General features: G+C 57.5%; 21 protein-coding genes. 16 read left to right on the top strand and 5 right to left on the bottom strand.

Going from position 1 to position 22393, the window contains the following annotated elements:
- Nucleotides 1-105 precede the first annotated feature (105 nt).
- Nucleotides 106-1980, top strand: a complete 1875-nt coding sequence (locus tag A0251_RS02410) for a hypothetical protein (protein ID WP_062815223.1) — start codon at nucleotides 106-108, stop codon at nucleotides 1978-1980.
- Between the two features lie 398 nt (nucleotides 1981-2378).
- Nucleotides 2379-2852: a peroxiredoxin gene (locus A0251_RS02405; protein ID WP_062815222.1), complete on the top strand. Its 474-nt coding sequence runs from the start codon at nucleotides 2379-2381 to the stop codon at nucleotides 2850-2852.
- A 133-nt stretch (nucleotides 2853-2985) separates the two neighbouring features.
- Here A0251_RS02405 and glsA read toward each other — a convergent pair whose 3' ends face one another.
- Complete coding sequence (glsA, locus tag A0251_RS02400) at nucleotides 2986-4020, bottom strand: glutaminase A (protein WP_082810730.1); 1035 nt, start codon at nucleotides 4018-4020, stop codon at nucleotides 2986-2988.
- 161 nt (nucleotides 4021-4181) lie between these two features.
- Here glsA and A0251_RS02395 point away from each other — a divergent pair, with 161 nt between their 5' ends.
- From A0251_RS02395 to A0251_RS02385, 3 genes are all read left to right on the top strand, one after another.
- Nucleotides 4182-5009 carry an HAD family hydrolase gene (locus A0251_RS02395; protein WP_062815220.1) on the top strand — a complete coding sequence of 276 codons (828 nt, stop codon included), beginning with the start codon at nucleotides 4182-4184 and terminating at the stop codon, nucleotides 5007-5009.
- A 266-nt stretch (nucleotides 5010-5275) separates the two neighbouring features.
- Nucleotides 5276-6694, top strand: coding sequence for an amidase (locus tag A0251_RS02390; protein WP_062815219.1), 1419 nt, complete (start codon nucleotides 5276-5278; stop codon nucleotides 6692-6694).
- A 146-nt stretch (nucleotides 6695-6840) separates the two neighbouring features.
- A complete protein-coding gene (locus A0251_RS02385) occupies nucleotides 6841-7110 on the top strand; it encodes a YdeI/OmpD-associated family protein (protein ID WP_062815218.1) in 270 nt (89 codons plus the stop codon).
- Nucleotides 7111-7196: 86 nt separating this feature from the next.
- Here the strand turns inward: A0251_RS02385 and A0251_RS02380 are convergent, their stop codons facing one another.
- A complete protein-coding gene (locus A0251_RS02380; RefSeq protein WP_062815217.1) occupies nucleotides 7197-8189 on the bottom strand; it encodes an AraC family transcriptional regulator in 993 nt (330 codons plus the stop codon).
- Nucleotides 8190-8281: 92 nt separating this feature from the next.
- On the opposite strand from A0251_RS02380, the gene A0251_RS02375 reads away from it, so the two are divergent.
- The 7 genes from A0251_RS02375 to A0251_RS02345 all read left to right on the top strand — a co-directional run bounded on the left by A0251_RS02375 (nucleotide 8282) and on the right by A0251_RS02345 (nucleotide 14341).
- Nucleotides 8282-9352 carry a fatty acid desaturase gene (locus A0251_RS02375; protein ID WP_062815216.1) on the top strand — a complete coding sequence of 357 codons (1071 nt, stop codon included), beginning with the start codon at nucleotides 8282-8284 and terminating at the stop codon, nucleotides 9350-9352.
- A 316-nt stretch (nucleotides 9353-9668) separates the two neighbouring features.
- Nucleotides 9669-10220 (top strand): hypothetical protein, encoded by a 552-nt coding sequence (locus A0251_RS02370; protein ID WP_062815215.1) that lies wholly within the window; start codon nucleotides 9669-9671, stop codon nucleotides 10218-10220.
- Between the two features lie 133 nt (nucleotides 10221-10353).
- Complete coding sequence (locus A0251_RS17485) at nucleotides 10354-11457, top strand: TIR domain-containing protein (RefSeq protein WP_062815214.1); 1104 nt, start codon at nucleotides 10354-10356, stop codon at nucleotides 11455-11457.
- A 119-nt stretch (nucleotides 11458-11576) separates the two neighbouring features.
- Complete coding sequence (locus A0251_RS02360; RefSeq protein ID WP_062815213.1) at nucleotides 11577-11987, top strand: TIR domain-containing protein; 411 nt, start codon at nucleotides 11577-11579, stop codon at nucleotides 11985-11987.
- Nucleotides 11984-12865: a DUF4231 domain-containing protein gene (locus A0251_RS02355; protein ID WP_062815212.1), complete on the top strand. Its 882-nt coding sequence runs from the start codon at nucleotides 11984-11986 to the stop codon at nucleotides 12863-12865. The genes A0251_RS02360 and A0251_RS02355 overlap by 4 nt, the downstream gene beginning before the upstream one ends.
- A gap of 123 nt (nucleotides 12866-12988) precedes the next feature.
- On the top strand, nucleotides 12989-13708 hold the full coding sequence (locus A0251_RS02350) for a lysophospholipid acyltransferase family protein (RefSeq protein ID WP_062815211.1): 720 nt from the start codon (nucleotides 12989-12991) through the stop codon (nucleotides 13706-13708).
- 12 nt (nucleotides 13709-13720) lie between these two features.
- Nucleotides 13721-14341 carry a class I SAM-dependent methyltransferase gene (locus tag A0251_RS02345; protein WP_062815210.1) on the top strand — a complete coding sequence of 207 codons (621 nt, stop codon included), beginning with the start codon at nucleotides 13721-13723 and terminating at the stop codon, nucleotides 14339-14341.
- Between the two features lie 8 nt (nucleotides 14342-14349).
- On the opposite strand, the gene A0251_RS02340 is transcribed toward A0251_RS02345, so the two are convergent.
- Nucleotides 14350-15366, bottom strand: a complete 1017-nt coding sequence (locus A0251_RS02340) for an AraC family transcriptional regulator (protein ID WP_103917222.1) — start codon at nucleotides 15364-15366, stop codon at nucleotides 14350-14352.
- Nucleotides 15367-15558: 192 nt separating this feature from the next.
- Here A0251_RS02340 and A0251_RS02335 point away from each other — a divergent pair, with 192 nt between their 5' ends.
- From A0251_RS02335 to thpD, 4 genes are all read left to right on the top strand, one after another.
- The gene (locus A0251_RS02335) at nucleotides 15559-16578 is read left to right on the top strand and encodes a putative solute-binding protein (protein WP_035245912.1); all 1020 of its coding nucleotides are present in this window, start codon (nucleotides 15559-15561) and stop codon (nucleotides 16576-16578) included.
- Between the two features lie 137 nt (nucleotides 16579-16715).
- Nucleotides 16716-17798: an alkane 1-monooxygenase gene (locus A0251_RS02330; RefSeq protein ID WP_404840816.1), complete on the top strand. Its 1083-nt coding sequence runs from the start codon at nucleotides 16716-16718 to the stop codon at nucleotides 17796-17798.
- 250 nt (nucleotides 17799-18048) lie between these two features.
- Entirely contained in the window at nucleotides 18049-18717 is a 669-nt protein-coding gene (locus A0251_RS02325; protein ID WP_062815209.1) for a DUF899 family protein, read from the top strand.
- Nucleotides 18718-19091: 374 nt separating this feature from the next.
- Complete coding sequence (thpD, locus tag A0251_RS02320; RefSeq protein WP_062815208.1) at nucleotides 19092-20024, top strand: ectoine hydroxylase; 933 nt, start codon at nucleotides 19092-19094, stop codon at nucleotides 20022-20024.
- A 132-nt stretch (nucleotides 20025-20156) separates the two neighbouring features.
- On the opposite strand, the gene mmsB is transcribed toward thpD, so the two are convergent.
- Nucleotides 20157-21059, bottom strand: a complete 903-nt coding sequence (mmsB, locus tag A0251_RS02315) for a 3-hydroxyisobutyrate dehydrogenase (RefSeq protein ID WP_062815207.1) — start codon at nucleotides 21057-21059, stop codon at nucleotides 20157-20159.
- Between the two features lie 79 nt (nucleotides 21060-21138).
- Nucleotides 21139-22290, bottom strand: coding sequence for an acyl-CoA dehydrogenase family protein (locus tag A0251_RS02310; protein WP_062815206.1), 1152 nt, complete (start codon nucleotides 22288-22290; stop codon nucleotides 21139-21141).
- Nucleotides 22291-22393: the final 103 nt, after the last annotated feature.

Below are 22393 nucleotides of genomic sequence, written 5' to 3'. Positions count from 1 at the left end.
CATTGGCACCGCAATGAATTTTATATAGTGCGCGCATGGGTGGATCGCGATGATACGCCTGTCATACACACTTTGTGTTCATGGAAGATTAAGGGGGAAGTACCCATGCTACATCTTTTGAAAATCCTGCTGATGAGCTCCCTGCTCGTCACCCTTGCCGCCTGCGGCGGCGGCGGTGGTGGCAGCAACCCGACCAACGATAACGGCAACACCAGCGAAGAAACCGGCAACACTGGCGGTGAAGACGAGGGTGATACCGACGGTGGCGACACCGGGGGGGAAGACGGTGGCGACGATGAGACCCCGCCGCTCACCGACGAAGAGAGCCAACAGCTTCTGACGCTGATCGACACCAACAACCACTTTACCGTTTCCGTCTGCCCGCAGACCCTGCTCGGCACCCAGCTGGGTGGCGCCATTGATGTGCTGGCCTGCGAAAACGAAGCGCTGACCAACATCTCCCTGGGCAACGACAACGTGCTGGGCCTGCTCTGCGCCAACACGGTTGCCGCCACTGACACCGACCTGCTCGGCAGTGTGAGCGAACCCACTTTCCTGCCGACCTGCCTGGAAGAAAGCGTTCCTTATCTGATCGACACCCTGGGCGGCGTCCTGGATAGCAGCGGCCCCATCGGCCAGCAGCTGTGTGCCGGCGCTGAAAACCCGCTTGAGTGTGTGGTAGTTGCCCTTAGCACCGTTCCGGACAGCACCCTGGCCGGCGTACTGGGCTACCTGGGCTGCGACAACGCGCTCAATCCCCAGCTCTGCCTGACCCAGGTCGCGGACAACCTGGCCATGGGCGAACCCCTGATCGGCACCGTGAACAGCCTGTCCCTGGCCCTGTGCCCCATTGCCACCAAGGCCGAGGAATTCGCGCCGGATCAATGCTTCACCGAAGTGCTCGGCGGCGTGGGCTCCATCCTCAACCTGACCGGCGGTCTGGGCGAACTGTGCCCGGAAGGCGCGGACCCGTTCACCTGCCTGCTGGCGGCTGGCGAAAACCTGGGCCCCATCGGCGAACTGCTGGGTCAAAGCCCGCTGGATCCGAGCATCCTGGAAGACCTGCTGGCTGGCCTGGCCGAGCCGGGCAACATGGAATTGCTGAGCGAACTGCCCGCCATGCTGGAACAGATCCCGGTACTGGGTGAACAACTGGCCGGCCTGCTGGGTAACGGCGGCGACCTGTTCGACACCCTCGGTGACCTGCAATCCCTGCCTGACCTGCTGACGCAAATCCCGGTACTGGGCGACATCCTCAATGGCGCAGCCGGTGGTGGCAGCGGTGGCCTGCCCACCGACGCCCTGAGCCTGGAAGCCCTGATGGGCGCCCTGGAAGGCGAGCAACTGGCCATGGTGACCGACCTGCTGGCCAACGTGCCGGTACTGGGCGATGTGGTCAACCAGCTGCTGGGTGCTGTGTCCTGTGACGCCGCCAACCCGCTGGACTGCCTGACCGACTCCGCCGACCAGCTGGAGCAGTTCACCGCCCTGCTGGAGCAGGTTCCGGTACTGGGTGACGTGCTCAACGAACTGCTGGCCGCCCTCACCGGCGCTGGCACCGGTGGCGAGCTGCCGGGCACCGACATGCTCAACGAGATTCCGGTACTGGGTGATCTGCTCAACCAGATCCTGACCACCCTGCAGGGCGGCGCTGGCGGCGACATGCTGACCCCGGACCTGGCCATGCTGGAACAGATTCCGGTTCTCGGCGAGCTGCTGAGCAGCCTGCTGGGCGGTCTGATGAGCGGTGATCCTGCCTCCCTGCTGGACGGCATCCTGGACCAGAACGGCAACCTGCTGGATACCGTCTCCGCCCTGGTGGAAGAACTGCCGCTGGTAGGCGATCTGGTCGGTAACCTGCTGGTATCCCTGCTGGGTGAAAGCGAAGCCAGCAACCTGCTGGCCCCGCTGAATGATGCCCTGACCACCATCCCGGTACTGGGTCCGGTACTGGGTGGCCTGCTGGGTCTGCTCGGCTAATACGCTACCAAGCCTCACAAAAAACGCCCCTTTAACGGGGCGTTTTTTGTTTCTGCCCCGCCTCCCCCTTTTCTGTCACCGCGTCTTTGCTACAGTGGACATCCACTTTAAAGAGCCTGTTTGAGGTCTATACGCAACCGCGTTGCTACTCAAAATGGCGCCAGGCAAGGCGCGGACCGCAGGGCCTGACGGGTCAAGTTCAAGGTTCGCAACACAGTATGGCGCCATTTTGAGCAACAACCCGAAGGGCCGGGCCCCTTTTTCCGCCAGCCCGCGATTGCGCTTTCTCATGTAGAGTGACTACACGGCACAATCGCAATCACGACCTGACGAAAAAATTGACTCCGGCGCGGCTGCGTATAGACCTCAAACAGGCTCTTCAACAAAGGATGCCCATCATGACCATTGCAGTCGGCGATACCCTTCCCACCCTGACCATCAAGACCAACGGCGCCAAAGGCCCGGAAGACCTGAACACCGGGGATTTTTTCAAGGGCCGCAAAGTGGTCCTGTTCGCGGTACCCGGCGCCTTCACCCCAGGCTGTTCCAACACCCACATGCCCGGTTTCGTGATCAACGCCGATGCCATTCTGGAAAAAGCCGATGCCATCGCCTGCATGGCGGTCAATGACGCCTTCGTCATGGATGCCTGGCAGAAAGACCAGAACGCCGAGCACATCACCATGCTGGCGGACGGCAACGCGGAATTCGCCAAAGCCCTGGGCCTGGAACTGGATGCCACCGGTGGCGGCATGGGCATCCGCAGCAAACGCTTCGCCCTGATCGCCAATGACGGCGTGGTGGAATACCTGGGTGTGGATGAAAAAGGCGTGGAAAAAAGCAGCGCCGAAACCGTGCTCGGCGAACTCTGAGACGAACAACGCAAGATAATGTGTAGGGTGCACTGAGCCCAGGCGAACTGCACCATCAAGCGTTGGGCTGGTGCAGTTCGCCTGGGCTCAGTGCACCCTACGTTCAGGCCCGGTCTTTCCCCTCATCACCCGGTTACCGCTGATACGGCACCACTTCATAAGGGTTGCCACCCAGCGCCGCCGAGATATCTGCAATGGCTTTCTGGCCACGGACACTGTTGCCCGCCGCATCCAGTGGCGGGGAAATGGCCGCGAGGCCGAACTTGCCCGGCGACACCGCAATAATGCCACCGCCCACCCCACTCTTGGCGGGCAGGCCGGTGGCATACAGCCACTTGCCGGCATCGTCATACAAACCGGCGGTGGCCATGACCGCCAGCACCTCGGGCACATTGGCCGCTGTCATCACTGCCTTGCCGGTCACCGGATTCACTCCGCCGTTAGCCAGGCTCGCCGCCATTACTGCCAGGTCCCGGGCATTCACACCCACTGAACACTGGCGGGTATAAATATCCGTGGCCTGCACCGGATCGCCCTGCAGATGGCCGTAGGCATGCATCAGATGCGCGATGGCCTGATTGCGCTGATTGGTGGCCGCCTCCGAGGCATAGATGTCGTCCTGCACGGTGAGCTTCCGACCGGCAAAATCGTTATAAAACCCGAGAATCTTTTTCCATACCGTATCGGCATTGCGCCCCTGCACCATGCTGGTGGCGGTAATCGCCCCGGCGTTGACCAGCGGATTCATCTCCGCTCCCCGATACTGCTCGATGGCATGGATGGAATTGAACGGCTGCCCGGTAGCATCCACCCCCATGGTATCCGGTAACGCCGCCACGCCCTTCTCTTCCATCACCAAGGCCATGGTGAAGACTTTGGAGATGGACTGGATCGATACCTCGGATTTCACATCGCCGACACTGAACACCCGGCCATCCACCGTCACCAGCACAATGCCGAAAATGCCTGAATCCACCTTGGCCAGGGCCGGGATATAATCCGCGTTGGCGCCTTCGTCCAGTCCTTGATAACGCTCATGGGCCTGCGTCAGTGCCGCGCGAATCGCCTCCGCCGACGGTAACTCACCGGCCAGCGTCAGGCCCGACACCAACAGGCCACCGACCAACACCATCCTGCTCAGCACTCTCTTCCCTGCAACCCATCCCATGCTCTCTCTCCCTTGCACCAACCAACTTGAACAATGCCACCTTGAGTAGGGATGCTATACGGGTGGCCAGCAACCTGACCAGCACCTATCCGCCACGGGTTCACATCAGCGCCACAGGTTATGTGCTAACAATACGTTATGAACGGCAAGGACAGAGCACCATGAGCATCCTGCAACTGCCCCATGCGAAACCCGAAGCCATCCTCATCGACTGGCACGCTACCCTGGTGGACACCCACGATGCCATGTACCACGCCGTGGACGATGTGTTGCCGCACCTCAAGGAGCTGGACCTGTGGGACCGACTTCTGGACCCGGATGATTCCAAGACCATCGAAGACGCCAAGCTGCTCATTTATGTGAAGGACCATAAACGCCTGCATCCCAAGATCGTTGCCCAGCGAAAAATTTCCCGCACCGATATTTTCGAGGTGTTGTTCGGCAGCGATCAGGATGCCAAGGGCCGTGCCCACCAGGCCTTCGACGAGGCCTATAAAAAATACGTGGACGAAGTGTTCCCCCTGGAAGACGACATCCGCCAGCAGCTGGAACGTATCCGTGCACTGGGCATCAAGGTCGGCCTGATCTCCAATCGCAAACGGGACTTTCTGGAACACGAACTGGCCCTGGTGGACGGTACCGGCTGGGAAGACCTGTTCGATGTGGTGGTGTGCGGCAGCGACGTGAGCAAGCGCAAGCCATCCCCGGAAATGCTGCTACTGGCCATGGAAAAACTGGGCCTTCCCCCCTCGGAAAGCTGCTGGTACGTGGGCGACAGCACCACCGACGTGATCGCCGCCAAGGAAGCCGGTGTTACCTCCATTTTCTACAACGGCGCCGGCTGGGATCAGGCCTGGCTGGACAAGATCTTCCCCAACACCATCAAGCACCCTCATCGCCCGGACGCCGTGGTCGGCAGCATTGCCGAGCTCACCAGCCTGGCCCGCCACCTGCTGGCCCAGCACAAGCGCGTGGAGCGTGCCCGCTAGCCCTCCCGTAGGAGCGTCGCCCGCGGCGCGATTCCCAACGAAGGGAACCCGTTGCCATTCCCGTTGGAGCCTTGCTCGCAAGGCGAAGGAGCCGGGAGAGGGATCAAGGAGTTCGCCTTGCGAGCAAGGCGCCAAAGGGAAGCATTCCGCCTGACCCATCCGTCGTGCTAAAACCCGGATTCGGTCAGCGCCGTAAAACAACAATTGGCCCCTTCGCACAGATTATTAATGGTACGATCGTGCATCTTTTTAGCCGGGAGAGACTCATGGCCAGCAACCCCCTCCACGCCTTCTGCGACGACGCCCTCGGGCACGACGACGCCACCGCCCTGGCCGAGCGATTGCGCCAGGGTCAGGTCAGCAACCGGGAGGTCACCGAGGCGGCCATCGCCCGGCTACAGCGCGTGGAGCCCATCCTGAAAGGGCTCACCCTGGACACCTTCGACGCCGCCCGCCAGCGCGCCGACAGCAAACGCTTCAGCGGCTTCTTCGCCGGTGTGCCCAGCCTGATCAAGGACAACCTGGACCTGCGCGGCCTGCCCACCGGCCACGGCAGCCGCGCCCTGGGTCAGGCACCACTGAAGAAAACCAGCGGCATCGCCAAACAGTACCTGGCCCAGGGTTTCAACCTGCTGGGCAAGAGCACCCTGCCCGCCTTTGGCTTCACCGCCAGTACCGAACAGGTGGGCGTGTCCGCCACCCGCAACCCCTGGCACAGCGACTACTCCGCCGGCGGGTCTTCCGGGGGCAGCGCCGCCCTGGTAGCCGCCGGCGCCGTGCCCATCGCCCATGGCAACGACGGGGGTGGCTCCATCCGTATTCCCGCCGCCTGCTGTGGCCTGGTGGGTCTGAAAGGCACCCGCGGGCGCCTGATCGACCAGGAGGCCGCCAAGGTGCTGCCGGTGAATATCGTCAACGATGGCGTACTCACCCGCAGCGTCCGCGACACCGCCCACTTCTTTATGGAAGCGGAACGCTACTACCGCAACCGCAAGCTCAAACCCATCGGCCAGGTCACCGGCCCGGGCAAGCAGCGGCTGCGCGTGGGCATGATGATCGACTCCGTCACCGGCGACGCCACCTGCCCGCAGACCCGCCGCGCCGTAGAGGACACCGCCCGCCTGCTGGAAAGTCTGGGACACACCGTGGAAGAGGCCCATATCGACCTGCCCGCCCGGTTCGTGGAAGATTTCCTGCTCTACTGGGCCATGCTTGGCTTCCTGGTCAGCAAGGGCGGCAAGGCCCTGTTCCCCCAGGGTTTTGATGCCGGCCAGCTGGACCCGCTCACCCGTGGCCTGGCCGACTATTACCAGCAACGTTTTCTGAAAACCCCGGGCATGCTGCGCCAGCTGCGTCTGGCCCGGCAGCGCTACGCCGCCGCCTTTGCGCAATACGATGTGATCCTCAGCCCGGTACTGGCCCACACCACCCCGCAAATCGGCTACCTGGGCACCGACCTGCCCTTCGACACCCAACTGGAACGGCTGCTGCGCTACACCACCTTCACCCCCGCCAACAACGCCTCCGGCGGCCCCGGCATCTCCCTGCCCCTGGGCCAGACGGCCGATGGCCTGCCCATCGGCGTGCAGTTCTCCGCCGCCAACGGCGAAGAGGCCCTGCTATTGGGTCTGGCCTTCGAACTGGAAGAGGCCCACCCCTTCCAATCTCTGGGTAGGGTGCACTGAGCCTCAGGCGCACTGCACCATCACCCCGCCCAGGCCCCACACGACAGGTAATCGCTGGAAGAACCAAACTCAGCGACTCACGTCATAGTGGCCGCCCACCGCCTTTTGCTATGGTCGCTACGTTGATCTAACAAGGAATCCGGATCATGGAAAACCAGACCATCAGCGGCGGCGTGGTCCACGCGCTACCGGATGACCTTCGCCAAGCCCTCCAGGCGGATAGCGCCATGCTGGCACAATGGCAAGACATCACCCCGCTGGCCCGCAACGAATGGATCTGCTGGATTGAAGATGCCAAGAGAGAGGCAACCCGGCAGGGGCGCATCACCCGCGCCCGGGAAAACCTCACCGCCGGCAAACGACGCCCCTGCTGCTGGCCGGGCTGCCCCCACCGCGAACGCACCGGCAAGGCCTGACTGGCCGTTGGAGCTATGCTTGCATGGCGAACCCGACACCCATCGCTTGCAGGCAAGCCCCTACAGATCGGCGATTACGAGCCACATCACCGAAACTGGCTCGGCGACACCCCGTACCATTTTTTGAACGCCCGGGAAAACGCACTCACCTCGGAAAACCCCAACAGAAACGCCATCTGTGTCACCGTCATCCCCGGGGTGCGCAGGTGGCGTTCCACCAGAGTCTTGCGGGTATCCTCCAGCAACTGTTTCCAGCTCAGCCCCTCGTCTGCCAGCCGCCGCTGCAGGCTGCGGGTGCTCATGCAGCATTCCGTCGCCGCATCCGCCTGGGCGGGCTCGCCATCCGGTAAACGCTGCTCGATCCACAGTGCCAACCGGCTGGCCAAGGCCGCCTGCTCACTGGCTGCCAGGCGCTGGGCCAGGGTGGCATCCAGCATGGCGGCCAGCTGCACATCACTGGCCGCCAACATGTGTTGGGCGTTGTCCTTGTCGAACGCCAGGCTGTAGTGATCCGCCACCGACACCTGACAACGAAAATAGCGGGCCATGGCCTGGCGTAACCCCGGCTCCAGCCACTCCGGCGCGCACACCGCCACCGGGTTATGGTCACGATGAATACGAATCCGCAGCAGGCGAACAATGGTGGCCATGACAAAGACAATGGCCTGGGGGTGGGGCTGGTGATCGGTATTGGAGGTAAAGCGCAGGGCCACACTGTGGTCATCGGCGATCAGGTCCGTGGTCACCAGATCGCTGATCAGGCGATGAAAGCGGGTAATGCGGTTGAGCACGCTGTACAGATCGCCCCCCGCCGCCACCGCCAGCCCCAGGGCGCCGAAGGTGTTGTACTGGGCATGGCGGGCCACCTCGATGGCCATGCCCGGATCGCCCAGCTCCTGCAGGCAATCATCCAGCAGCGCCGTGGACACCGCCGCATCCAGCCGGGCCTCCGGGTCCTGCACCATCTGCGGGTCCAGCCCGTGGCGGCGCAGAATGGCATCGCCGTCCAGTCCCCGCTCGTGCAACAAGTGCACAAGCGGCCCCATCAGCAGCGCTGCCGCCTGTTTTTTTTCTGACATTGGCGTCCCCGGTCAAACGGTTGGCGGGCAAAGCCGAGTTTTTCTGGCCAGCCTTACCTAAAGTCGTTGCCATCGAGAAATGGAGGTTTCCCATGGCAACTGCACCTGCCCGCGGCAAGTCCGCGACAGACAAGAAGATTCAACGCGACATCATCGCTATCAGTGATGATATACGGCAACGGCACGGCTGGCTCAAGCACCAGAACGCCATCGGCTTCGGCATCTTTGCCCTGGCGATTGCCGGTTGCACCCTCAACGCCGTGCTTTACCTGCAAGGCATCATGCCCGCCTGGGCGGTGATCCTGCTGACTGCCTTCTGGACGTCACTGCTCCATGAACTGGAGCACGACCTGATCCACTGGATGTACTTCAAGAACAACAAGCTGGTTCATCACCTGATGATGCTCGGCGTGTACCTGTGGCGCCCTACTACCATCAACCCCTGGGTGCGTCGCCACCTGCACTTCCATCACCACAAGCATTCCGGCAGCGAGACCGACCTGGAAGAGCGCGGTATCACCAATGGCGAGAAGTGGGGCCTCAAGCGCCTGATCATGGTGGGCGACAATATGCTGGCCGTCTATCTGCGTGCGGTGAAATACCTGACCGAACCCCTGAAGCTCTACCGCCGCGGCGTTATCACCCGCAAGGACCTGAAGAACTTCCGTCTCATCGGCCTGGTGAGCTACAACCCCTTGGGCGTGATCGTCCACGCCATCTGGCACTTCTTCGTGCTCTACCACCTGCTCAATGGCGCCGCCTGGCTGGCCGGCATCAGCATCCCGTGGCCGGAAGTGGTTACCGCCCAGTTCACCTGGATCACTCCGCTGGTAGTGGTGCTGATCGCCCCCAACATGCTGCGCACCTTCTGCCTGCACTTCATCTCGTCCAATATGCATTACTACGGCGACAACGAACCGGGCAAGATCACCGAACAATGCCAGGTGCTGAACGTCTGGTGGCTGTGGCCCCTGCAGGCCTTCTGCTTCAACTTTGGCAGCACCCACGCCATCCACCACTTCGTGGTCCGCGACCCCTTCTATGTACGGCAGATGACTGCCAAGCGGGCCCATGTGGTGTTGAAGGAGAATGGGGTGAGATTCAATGATCTTGGCACCTTCCGACGGGCCAACCGGATGCACGACAAACCGCAAGCCGCCTGAATAGTGACGACTTACCAACATAAAGCCCGCCGAGTGCGGGCTTTTTTGTTTTCAGCGGAAAGGCTGTCTCTCGACCCTGGGTTACTTTACAAGCTCATGACTATCAAGCATTTTGTTTATATTGTGTCTTAAATACCGACTCAAGAGTTCAAAGGAACGTTCCTTTGAACTCAGTGTAAGAAGTTTGCCATAGTTGGCTACTGCATTGTTATTGCGGTTTTTTTGATAATTCATTGGGTCTGGTTTCAGAATTATAAGGAACCGGATTATACGGAACGTTCTAGTTAATACGCTGTTATGCAAAAGGATTTAACTTATGAATCAGGATGAAGTGACCGCGATATTTGAAAATATTCAAAACTCTAGCGCTGGATTTGGAGCAGCTGAAATAATAGCGGCTGCCTCTGTGGTGATAGCACTCTCAGCCCTAATTGTAGCAATTTTAGAGTCTCGAGCTTCACGAAAACACAATAAACTAAGCGTGGCACCGAAACTTCATTTTACCAAATCAACAGACAAACAAGCTCGTATCAAAATCCTTCTATGTAACTTTGGCTTGGGCCCTGGCTTGCTTACTAGTTTTTCAGTTACTGCAAATGGAGTGAGTGTCGTATTTCCTAAACGAAAGGAAATTGTTCCTTTGCTGAAAGGAGCTGGATTCGAAATTGATAAAACTGACTCCATCATGTACATGCCTGACAAAGGTGAGTCATTTAAGGAAGGTAATGAGGTTCGTATCTTTGAGTTTATAGCCAACCAATCGTGTAGCCACAGTGTAATTGAATCTGCAGTAGAGCAGCTTACAGTAGTCGCTGAATTTGAAACGCTATATGGCGAAAAGATAGTCTGTAGATTTCCTAATGCATAACGATTACCGGCAGTCGGACAGCCAAAAATCCGCACCTTATATGCTACTCGCTGGCTCTAAAACATTAGCACGAAAGGCGCTCGGCTCCGGCTTCCGCTGCGGTTGGCGTTAGACGCAAATAAAAGAGGTACTGGTGAGCATATCGAAAGAGTTATTTGAAATAGCTTCTGCCCTCCGACAGTTCGAAGAGTTTTCATCTCCAGAATTGGATGAGCTAAAAGCTGCTGCTGAAGATATTGGGAAGGCATGGTCAGGGTCCTGGCTAGGCTATCACTCGAAGGTGTACTACGGGGATTTCCAGGAGCCGCCTCCTGGTGCTGCCTTTAGTCAAGAATGGGGGATGCAGAATGCCTTTTCGATGGGTAGTCGCGGAGATTGGAGAGAGTACAACTATGATGACGTTGTGTCTCTCATTAAACATGAAGCGGGTGAGCCTGATCTATCTGAGATATCTGAGAAGGCCGATAAAGCAAAGAAGGCGTTCGAAGATGCCAAGGCGAAGACTCAGTCGCTTGTGTACGCCAATATCGATCCAGAAACAGATAAGTTTACTAAGCGACTTGTGGATCAAATAGAGTCCAATAAGATTCTAACACAGACGGACGTAATTAAACACCTTCGTCCAAACGGAAAGATGATTTCCCGGGACATGATCGCAATTGAAAAGGGGTTAGTTACGCCGCCACATATTTCAGTTATTTCAAGAGTTTTTGCGTTGAAACAGCCATTTCTGGCATGTGGAAATCTCAAAGAAACAGTTATAAAGCTTGCGAGCCATATTCAAAATCTGGAGAACAGAAATTCTGTAGAGGAAAGGATTGGCACAAATGTTTTTATCGGACATGGGCGGTCTCCCTACTGGAGGGAATTAAAGGATTTCGTGAGTGATAGATTGAGCTTGCCATGGGACGAATTCAATAGAGTTCCGGTTGCGGGTGTAACTAACATCGCCCGGCTAGCACAAATGCTTGACCAAGCATGCATAGCATTTCTTGTAATGACTGCAGAGGATGAGCAGATCGATGGCAACTTACACGCAAGAATGAATGTAATCCATGAAGTGGGACTATTTCAGGGGCGACTTGGATTTGGTAGGGCGATTGTGCTCTTAGAAGAAGGTTGTAATGAGTTCAGCAATATTCAGGGGCTTGGCCAAATTCGATTTCCTAAAGGGAACATCTCTGCAATTTTTGAGGATATAAGGCAAGTATTAGAGCGGGAAGGTATCGTCGAGTAATAGTCTAACAAGCGGCTTTCGTCGGACGCATCCCCGCTAGCGCTCCGGTACTCCGCAAAGCCGAGCGTCAGAGAATACTAAGTCAGACACCACAGAATGAAATCAATCGGAGTTAAGGTATGCCTTACCTACACAATTACCGGCTTTTCGTAAGCCATGCCTGGCGTTACAGCGAACGGTATGACCGAGCGATCAATTTTTTAAACGCAGCTCCTAACTTTTCGTGGACAAACTACTCGGTTCCCATTGACAAGAGATTTGAGCAAATGTCAGTCCGTGCACTTGAAGAAGAGCTTCGTCAGCAGATTCGTCCCGCCCAGTGCGTAGTTGTAATCGCGGGAATGTACGCTGCCCATAGTGATTGGATCCAGTTTGAAATTGACTTTGCTCAATCGCTCGGCAAACCCATTCTTGGAATTATTCCATGGGGTGCAGAACGGACACCGATAAGTGTGTCATTGGCAGCAAATAAGATGGTTGGCTGGAACGCTAATACCATCGTTTCGGGCATCAGGGAGATAACCCCTTGAAATCTATAAATTTTGATTATCCTGCACTATACAAAGCTGCAAATGATTTGTCCGAGAAATCTCAAAATTGGTATCACCGACTCCTAAAATCGGAATACTGCCTTTTGATCTTAGCCGCAGTTATTTCGATGGTGGCCGATCCTAGTAGAGAAATTCAGTCAATACATACAATAGTATTTATTGCACTTGCAGCGTTGTTGCTTTATCGCTTCAAGACTAAACCGGAGCAAGATTGGTATAAGGGGCGGGCACTTGCAGAGTCAATTAAAACCTCAACTTGGCGTTACTGTATCAGATCGGCACCGTTTGAGAATGTAACTGATGTTCGAATAATTAGAGCTGAATTCAGAAACCATCTACGCGAAATCTTACGAGCCAACCGATACATAGGAGACCGTATCCCTCCAGATTCGGCCGCAGATGATCAGATCACTGGTTCTATGGATGACATTAGAGCGCTATCGATTGAGGAACGTAAGCAATTTTACATGGAAAACCGCATTAAGGAGCAGCGAGGTTGGTACACAAAGAAAGCGAGAGACAATAAAAAAGCTGCAACGCGTTGGGTCCTCGTGTGTACGGCAACCTATGGAGCTGCGATTGTCCTGCTAGTGCTCCGCCCCTCATTCCCAGAATGGCAGTTTTGGCCATTCGAGCCACTAATAGTCTTAGCGTCGTCAATTATCGGCTGGATGCAAATAAAGAAGTTCAATGAATTGGCCTCAGCTTATACGCTGACCGCACATGAAATCGGGATAATCCAAGGGCGCCTCGAAGAAATAGAATCTGAAGAAGATCTATCAGAATTTATTAATGAAGCAGAGCTCGCTTTCTCTCGTGAGCATACACAATGGGTCGCACGGCAAAATGCACTTTAACCAGCGCAGTCACGGTAACGCCCGCTAGATTGCGCTTTCGGCTCCATTCCGTAGTTGCGCATGCTGCAAACGTTAATGTCCCTAGTTCTCCAAGAAAACTAGACCCCCCCTTGAGAAACAGACTTGAAACGGCCCAACACCATGAACATCATCAATATCGCAGACACCGTCATGAACCGCGCCGCCCGCTATCACGATCACCGCGTCGAGGGCCTGGAGCACATCCCGGCCAGCGGGCCGGCCCTGATTGTGGTGAATCATTCCCTGGCCACCTATGACAGCGGCCTGCTGGCTGCCGCTGTGCGGGAACGCCTGGGTCGTGATGTGTGGCTGCTGGGTGATCGCTATATCTTCAAGATTCCGGTGGTCCGGGATCTGGCATCCGCCTACGGTTTCGTTGAGGGTTCACAGCACAACGCGGAAAGTCTGTTGCGCGATGGCGAGCTGGTGTTGGTGGCGCCGGGGGGCATGCGTGAAGCGCTGCGGCCCAGTAGCCAGAAGTACCAGCTGAATATCCGTGACCGGAAAGGGTTTGCGCGGCTGGCCATGCGTACCGGCGCGCCGGTGGTGCTGTCCGCCTGCCCGGCGGCGGACGACATTTATCATGTGATCGCGAACCCGGTGACCGACTGGGTGTACAACCGCTACAGGCTGGCCGCCCCGGTTATCCTTGGCAAGTTCGGCACCCCCATTCCCAGGCCCGCCAAACTGGTTCATTACCTGAATGCACCAATGTCACCGCCCGGCAATTGTAGCGACGATGACCCTAATGCCGTTGATGCCTTTCATGCCGCACTGGAGCGCCGTTTGCAGGAAATGCTGACGGAACATGCCAGCACCTGAAGGACACAACCAATGAAAAGCGCGGAAACTTTCTGGGACAAGGCCGCCGCCCGCTATGCCAAAAGTCCGATTCGGGACGAAGCCAGCTACCAGAAAAAACTGGCCATCACCCGGGAGTACTTCCAACCGGATTGGTCTGTTTTGGAATTCGGTTGTGGCACTGGCGGCACAGCCATCCTCCATTCGCCTTATGTGCGGGACATTCTTGCCACGGATATTTCCAAAAATATGCTGGAGATCGCGCAAACCAAAGCTGCTGATGCCGGCATTGGCAATATCCGCTTCCAGCAGGGCACGCTGGACAGCCTGCCGCTGGCCCCCGGGAGTTTTGATGCCGTGCTGGGATTGAATATCTTACATCTGCTGGAAGACCCCGACGCCGCCATCGGCCGAGTCAGCAGTCTGCTGAAACCCGGCGGTATTTTCGTTGCCAACACGGTACTTGCCGCCGATATGAAGCTGCACTGGCGACTGCTTATCCCGTTAATGCAGGCGCTTGGTTTTGCGCCCCATGTCAGTCGCTTCGACAGGGACGAGTTGTTCGCCATGCTGGCTCGGGCTGGCTTTGATATCGACCATGAATGGCAGCCGGACAGCCTGTCTGTCTTTATTGTGGCCAGAAAGCGCGCCTGACTGTTTCGTCAGTTTTCATTCCCCTCCCGGAAAAACGACGGCGCTACGCCGGTCCAGCGTTTGAAGGCGCGGCGGAAGTTGGCGGTGTCGCCGTAGCCCAGGGTGTAAGCCAGTTCCTGAATGGTCATGTGCTGGCTTTTCAGGTATTCCATGGCCAGGGCGTGGCGGACTTCGTCGAGGATTTCCTGGAACGAGGTGCCTTCATCCAGCAACCGGCGGTGCAGGGTTCGCGGGGTCATGTGCAGGATGCGGGCGGTGACGGTGAGTGAGGGAAAGTTCACCTGTTTGGCCAGCATCAGTCGGCGCACCCGTGCTGATACGGACGCATCCGATACCAGGTTCTGCAATTCCCGTTCGCAGAGTTTTTCCGCATGTTCGAAGGCGGCAGGGTCGGCGGTTCTCAGGGGCTGGTCCACCACTTCCAGCGGCAGGGACAGGCCGGTCCAGTTCTGGTTGTAGCGTACCGGGCAGCGGAACAGGGAGCGGACCAGTTCCCGGTCGAAGGCTTCGTCAAAGGTAAAGCTGGCCTCAGCCACCTGACAGTTGCCCAGGGTAATGAAGTCGAGCACGTTCTTTACCGCCACCACCACGGCCCCGAGCAGGAAGGGCCCCAGCTCACCCAGCGGCAGCAATTCCCGTATCTGCAGATTCAGGTAGTTGCCCTCCACCTGATGGCTGACCATGACCAGGTTGATACGCAGGGGAATAAACCGCTCCAGTAATTCCACCACCTGGCGGACAGAACCACTGTTCATGGCTGCATAGCCGACCATGCCATGATTATTGATGCGCAGCCGCTCGCCCACCATCAGACCCAGGGCGGATTCTCCGGTGATCGCTTCCGCTTCCAGAAACAGGGCTCGGACCACCTCCCAGGGAACGCTGGTATCGGCCTGTTCAAGATCGGCCAGCGACAGCTCATGGGAAGCCAACCAGGGAGCAACGTCGATCCCCATCTCCGTGAGCTGGTCTGCCACCTGGCGGAGATAGTTGATGGACAGTGCCCATTCCATCGGCTGGTTCATGGCTGGCAAGATCCGAAAATTCGCATTGTCAAAAAATGACCCCAATCTGTCTACAGACAACCTACCCCAGCACCGGTCGCATATCTAGCATCGATCTCCACTGCTCAAACCCCGAGCACGACAACGGTACAGGAAGGTAACAAAGCACAATAAAACCTTACGTATTGGCTGCCTTTCATCAGGGAGAACATCATGCGATATGCAAAACAATTTATTATTTTTCTCGTGGTTTCCACGGTCCTTTTCGCCAACAGCACTCACGCCAGCATTGGCAACAAACGCACACTCTGCGTTTTCGATCTGGTCGGTGCCAACGGTGATTTCTACGGCATCATGAAGGATTTCAAGACCGCCGCGCTCGGCTGGGGCGTGGACATTGAATTGAAGCCCTATACCGACGAGAAAATTGCCGCCGAAGATTTGAAGGCGAAGCAATGCGATGGCGCCCTGCTTACCGGCATCCGTGGCCGTCAGTTCATCAGCTATACCGGCAGCATGGATTCCATCGGCGCCATCCCCGACTACGATGCTATGCGCATGGTGGTGACGATCCTGGCCAGCGGTAACCCCAAGGTAAACCCACATCTGGTGTCCGGCCCCTATGAGTTTGGCGGCCTGGTACCCATGGGCGCAGCCTATCTGTTCGTGAAGGACAACAGCATCGATACGGTGGAAGAACTGGCGGGAAAATCCATTGCGGTGCTGGAATACGATGTGGCCGAGGCGAACATGGCCAAGCGTGTGGGCATGTCACCGGTGATGTCGGATATCACCAACTTCTCCACCCGTTTCAACAACGGTTCCGTGGATACCTGCTTCGCTCCCATCTTCGGTTATTCCGCCCTAGAACTGTACAAGGGCATGCAGCCGGACGGCGGCATCATTGATCTGGTGCTCGGCCAATTGAGTGCACAGCTGATTCTTCGCAAGGATCTTTTCCCCGCAGATTTTGCCGATCAATCCCGCAAGTATCTGGCCGGCCAGTTTGATCGTGCCATGCGCATCATCAACAACGCCGACGGCGAAGTGAATGAAAAGTGGTGGATCAATATTTCTGATGAAGAAACTACTCGTTACGACGAAATGTTTCGCCAGGCCCGTATCGATCTGGCCAACCAGGGCGTTTACAACAAGGACATGATGAGCCTGCTGCGCAAGGTGCGCTGCAAGGGCAATCCGTCCCGAGCGGAATGCGTCAATCCCGTCGAATGATCTGATCGATTATTTCTTTTCTTTCAACGTCATCTTGCAGTGATCTGCACAGCATTATGCGAGGCATTATCATGTTGGAAAAAATCAATCCTGATACCTTGTTGCGTTTGAAAAAATAGGGCTACCTGGCCTGCTGGATGCTCTTTCTTCCCATGGTGCCGTTTTCCGCGCTGGTGGGTCGTGAGCAGGGCACCCAGAATCTCTGGGCCTGGATGATTCTGGCGGTGTTCTTCATTCTGGTGCCGGTGGTGGATTACCTGGTCGGCAAGGACCCGGTGAACCCGGATGAAGAAAAACAGGTCCCCGAACTGTCCCAGGACAAGAGCTACCGCTCCCTGCCCCTGCTGCTGGCCGTGGCCTGGCTGGGCCTGTTGTTCTATGCCGGCCATGTGTTCGTCAGCAATGACTATTCCTCGGCCGGCATGCTCGGCTGGATCATGTCCATCGGCCTGCTTGGCGGCATGATCGCTATCAACCTGGGTCACGAGCTGATTCACAAGGACCCCAAGGTGGAAAACTGGATGGGCGGCCTGTTGTTGTCGTCGGTGACCTACGGCGGCTTCAAGGTGGAGCATGTGCGTGGTCACCATGTGCATGTGTCCACCCCGGATGATGCGTCTTCCAGCCGCTATAACCAGTCTCTGTATGATTTTCTGCCCAAGGCGTTTGTGCGCAATTTCAAGAATGCGTGGAAACTGGAAAAGCAGTACCTGGAACGCAAGGGCAAGAACAACATCAGCATTCATAACGAGCTGATTTGGTGGTACGGCATCTCCTTCCTGTTTGCGGTAGCCTTCGGTGTCCTGTGGGGTTGGCAAGGAGTGCTGTTTTTTGTCGGCCAGAGTTTCTTTGCGGCTCTGGCGCTGGAGATCGTCAACTACATCGAACACTACGGCCTGCATCGTCGCCAACTGCAGACCGGTCGCTATGAACGGGTCACCCCGGCACACAGCTGGAACTCGAATTTCCTTGTGACCAATTTGGTGCTGTTCCAACTGCAACGCCACAGCGACCACCACGCCTATGCCAAGCGTCGTTACCAGGTGCTGCGCCACTATGACGAGAGCCCGCAACTGCCAGCTGGTTATTCCGCCATGATGTTGCTGGCCATGGTGCCGCCATTGTGGAAAGCCGTGATGAACCCGCGGGTGGAAGCCTACTACCAAGGCGAGCTGGATCAGCTGTTCCGCGAAGGCCCGCGCATCAACAATATTGCCTGATTTCGGTACCGGTGAGTGGCCTTGCGCCGCTCACCGGTGTTTTCGCACTGCATCACAGTCCGGTGTTTTACCGACACATTGCCACCGCTTTCCCCTCCCTTCGAAAAGCATTAACGCCTTTTTTCAACACGGTAGCGCCCTTTGACCGGCCACGCCAAATGCCTACACTGCCAGAGTCAGGATCTTGTCGAAATCGACGCGGCACATTCGATCATGAAGTAGACCACCCGGAACAAAAGGAGTCGCACTCATGACCTCGAAAAAAACGGCACTACCAAAAACCACCTCCCACAATGAGTGGGAAGCGTCTCTACAGGCCCTGCTTGACAGGGAGAAGGCATTGACCCGAATGCAGGACGAGCTGGCTGCCGAACGCCGTCGGTTACCGATGGTGCCCGTGGAAGAAAACTACACCTTCACCGGGCCGCATGGTGAGGTGGGTCTGGTGGATCTGTTTGAGGGACGCCGGCAACTGATTGTCTATTGCGCAATGCTTGAGCCCGGCGCCACCCCCTTTGAGGGTTGCTCAATGGTGATGGACAACATTGGCCACAATCTTGCCCACGTCAACGCCAGGGATACGACGTTCGTGTTCACCTCCCCGGCACCGCAACACGAGATCCTGGCACTGCAAAAGCGTATGCACTGGCAGGCGCCCTGGTATACCGACCATCAGCGTCGTTTCGCGGATGCGTTCGGCGCCGGCAAGGGGTTTGCCATCAACGTGTTTATTCGCGACGACGACAACCTGGTCTACCGCACCTACTTCAGTACCGACCGTGGCGGAGAACTGTTCGATACCCATTTCCGGCTGCTGGATATCACCCCGTACGGCCGCCAGGAACAGTGGGAAGATTCGCCCGGTGGCTGGCCACAAAGCGAGCCCTACCAATGGTGGCGTATGCACGATGACTACTAGTTGATAAGCATGCTGGCGGATATGGACTTAGACATGGCGTTCGCCAACTGCTATCTCCACGTTGAGACGAAACGCATCGCCCGGGCCAGGCAGGGTGAGTTAACCATGTGCAATACGGACAACGCTATTGCCCGACAACTTCCCACACAAGGGTTGAAACTCCCGTTATAACCCTTATCTTCACGCACCCCGGCCTTTCTGCTTGCCGGATTATTTGAGCAACAGACTCGACTTGATGCACTGCGTCAGTTTTTTTGCCGTCTGGCCCGATGGCGGCTGTTCGAGTGCCCAGGTCGCCAACAGGAGATGATGACACTGAACGCCTTTTAGCAAGGCGGTTTCTGAACGGTGGATTAGATCGCGGAGGTGATTTGATGTCAGCGCAGAACCTGACTTGCCCGGCCCCGATACAGGCCGACCCCTACCCCACCCGGCTGCACCAGCAACCGGAACACCCCTGGCACGAGCGCCGGGAGAATACGGTCAAAGGCCGCCACTTGCCCGGTCCACTGACCGAACAACAGCTGGATCATTTCGAGGAAAACGGCTTTCTTTTCGAGCCCGGTTTTCTGCCGCCTGAGGAGGTAGCCTCTCTGACCGAGGCCATGAGTGAGCTGCTCAATCGTGAGGACTACCGGGGCAAGCCGTTCACTATCACCGAGCCGGATAGCCATGAGATCCGGTCCGTGTTTGCCGTGCATTTCCTGCACCGGGCCTTTCAACACCTGGCCCGCGATCCGCGACTGACCCAACGGGTGGAGCAGATTCTCGGTGGCGGCCACTATGTGCACCAGTCCCGGATCAACTACAAACCCGGCTTCAAGGGCAAGGGGTTCAACTGGCATTCCGATTTTGAAACCTGGCATGCGGAAGACGGCATGCCGGCCATGCATGCGGTAAGTGCCTCCATCATCCTGACGGATAATCACTCCTTCAATGGACCGCTGATGCTGATCCCCGGGTCCCACAAACACTTTATTCCCTGTGTAGGCCCCACACCGGATGAGCACCACAAGCAATCACTGAAAACCCAGCAGATCGGCGTCCCCTCGGAGCAGACGCTGGCAGCCATGATCAGTCGCCATGGTATCGACGCCCCCACCGGCCCGGCTGGCAGCCTGCTGCTGTTCGACTGCAACACCCTGCACGGCTCCAACGCCAACATGTCGCCGGACCCGCGCAGCAATGTGTTCTTCGTGTTCAACCGGCGTGACAACGCCTGCCATAAACCTTATGCAGCCAAAAAACGGCGCCCGCGTTTTCTTGGGCATGAGCCGGATCGGCTTTGGCAAGCGGACGATAGTTAACAGTGAATAGTGAACAGTTAACAGCGAAAACAAAAAAGGCCGCACCCCGATTTGGGCGCGGCCTTTTTCATTTCAGTTGGAGTGACGCTCTCTCGCGCGCTGTTAACTATTCACTGTTAACTGTTAACTGCCTTACTCCTTGTGGCGAAAAAACCGCTGGATACTGGAAAAGTCTTTTTCAGAGTAGCCATGGTTCCCATGAGCGGCGTAGAGGCTTTTTGCCAGGTTTCCCATGGGGGTGGCGGACTGAGTGCTCAGGGCGGCTTGCAGTGCCAGGCCCAGATCCTTGTTCATCAGCTTCACGGCGAAGCCGCCTTCATAGTCTTTCGATGAAGGGACATTTTCCATGACACCGGGCCAGGGGTTGTACTTGTCCAGGGACCAGTTATCGCCGGAACTGGCTTTCATGATCTCGGACAGTACCGCCGGGTCCAGGCCGTGGTCCGCGCCCATCTGCAGGGCTTCCGCGGTGCCGATCATGTGGATGGCCAGCAGCATGTTGTTGCAGATTTTCGCCAGCTGGCCGGCACCGTTGTCGCCGGCACGGAACACCTGGGCGCCCATGCATTCCAGCACCGGGCGGGCCCGTTCGATGGCGTCGCTTTCACCGCCACAGATAAAAGTCAGGGTGCCCGCCTTTGCCCCGCCCACGCCACCGGAGACCGGGGCGTCGATCATCACCCTGCCCTGCTCTCGGGCAATGCCTGCCACATCCCGCGCAGTGTCCGCATCGATGGTGGAGCAGTCGATAATCAGGGCGCTTTTATCGATGTGTTGCAGCACGCCCCCGTCTTCTCTATCCCGGGCGCCAAGGTACAAGCCACGAACCGCCGCCGCCGAGGGCAGCATGCTCACGATCACGTCCGCTCCCTGCACCGCTTCAGCGGCACTCTCGGCAGCCTTGACGCCATCATTCACTGCAGCCGCCAACAAGGCGGGCACCAGATCAAATGCCGCTACCTCATGTCCGGCCTTGACCAGATTGGCGGCCATGGGACCACCCATATGACCGACACCGAAGAATCCGATTTTCATGGTTGTCTCTCCCTGCCGCTTTCCCGAGCGGATATTTTTGTGCGTTTAGAGACGGGCCGGACTTCTGACGTCCGACCCTTTACAGAAACGATAAATCTTTCAGCACATTGCGCGCGATAATCACGCGCATGATTTCGTTGGTGCCTTCCAGAATCTGGTGCACCCGCGTATCACGCACGTAGCGCTCCAGCGGGTACTCACTGATATAGCCATAGCCACCATGCAGTTGCAGGGCCTGGTTGCAGACGTTGAAGCACAGGTCCGTGGCCAGGCGTTTGGCCATGGCGCACAGCATGCTTTTATCGCTGTGATTCTGATCCAGTTTCCAGGCGGCCAGGCGCACCATTTGCTGGGCAGCCACCAGTTCTGTGGCCATATCCGCCAGGGTGAATTGCACGGTCTGGAAATCACCGATGGCCTGGCCGAACTGTTTGCGTTCCTGCACGTATTGCTGGGCCTGGCGCAGAGCTGCCTGGGCCGCACCCAGGGAGCAGCTGGCGATATTGATGCGGCCACCATCCAGCCCGGCCATGGCGATTCGGAAGCCCTGCCCTTCTTCACCGATCAGGCAATCGGCAGAAATTCGTGCGTCTTCCAGAATCACCGCCCGGGTGGGCTGGCTTTTCCAGCCCATCTTGGCTTCGTTGCGCCCATAGCTGATGCCGGGGGTATCCGCGGGCACCGCAAAGCAGGAAATACCGCCGGCTCCGGGCCCACCGGTGCGCGCCATCAATACCAGCACATCGGTATCGCCGGCGCCGGAGATGAAGGCTTTGGCGCCATTCAGCACATAGTCATCGCCGTCTTTTTTCGCGGTGGTGCTTAATGAGGCCGCATCGGAACCGGCCCCCGGTTCGGTAAGGCAGTAGGACGCCAGCTTTTCCCCACTCATCAGGTCCGCCGCCCAGCGCGCCCGGATGGCATCGCTGCCAAACCGGGTGAGCATCCAGGTGGCCATGTTGTGGATGGTGATGAAAGCCGTGGTCGAGGTGCAGCCCTGGGAGAGTTGCTCGAAGATCAGCGCCGCATCCAGTCGGCTCAGCCCCATGCCGCCGTGCTCTTCATCGCAGTACAGGGAACAGAATCCCAACGCCCCAGCTTCGCGAATGGCGTCTTTGGGAAAGAGGCTGTTTGCATCCCATTCTGCGGCGAAAGGCGCCAGCGCTTTTTCAGAAAACTGTCTGGCCGTTTCGCGGAAGGCGATTTGTTCTTCGCTAAAAGAAAAGTCCACGCGTTGATCCTTTCAAGACCTTTTCATCATTCAAGACCCTGCCCCGGGAGCGTCGCTGGCGGCGCGATAACCTGACGCTGGAATCGCGCCGCCAGCGACGCTC

This window comes from Alcanivorax sp. NBRC 102024, assembly GCF_001602235.1.
GTDB lineage: Bacteria > Pseudomonadota > Gammaproteobacteria > Pseudomonadales > Alcanivoracaceae > Alcanivorax.
Note: the sequence above shows the minus strand (reverse complement) of the source record. Positions and strands in the feature narration are given on the sequence as shown.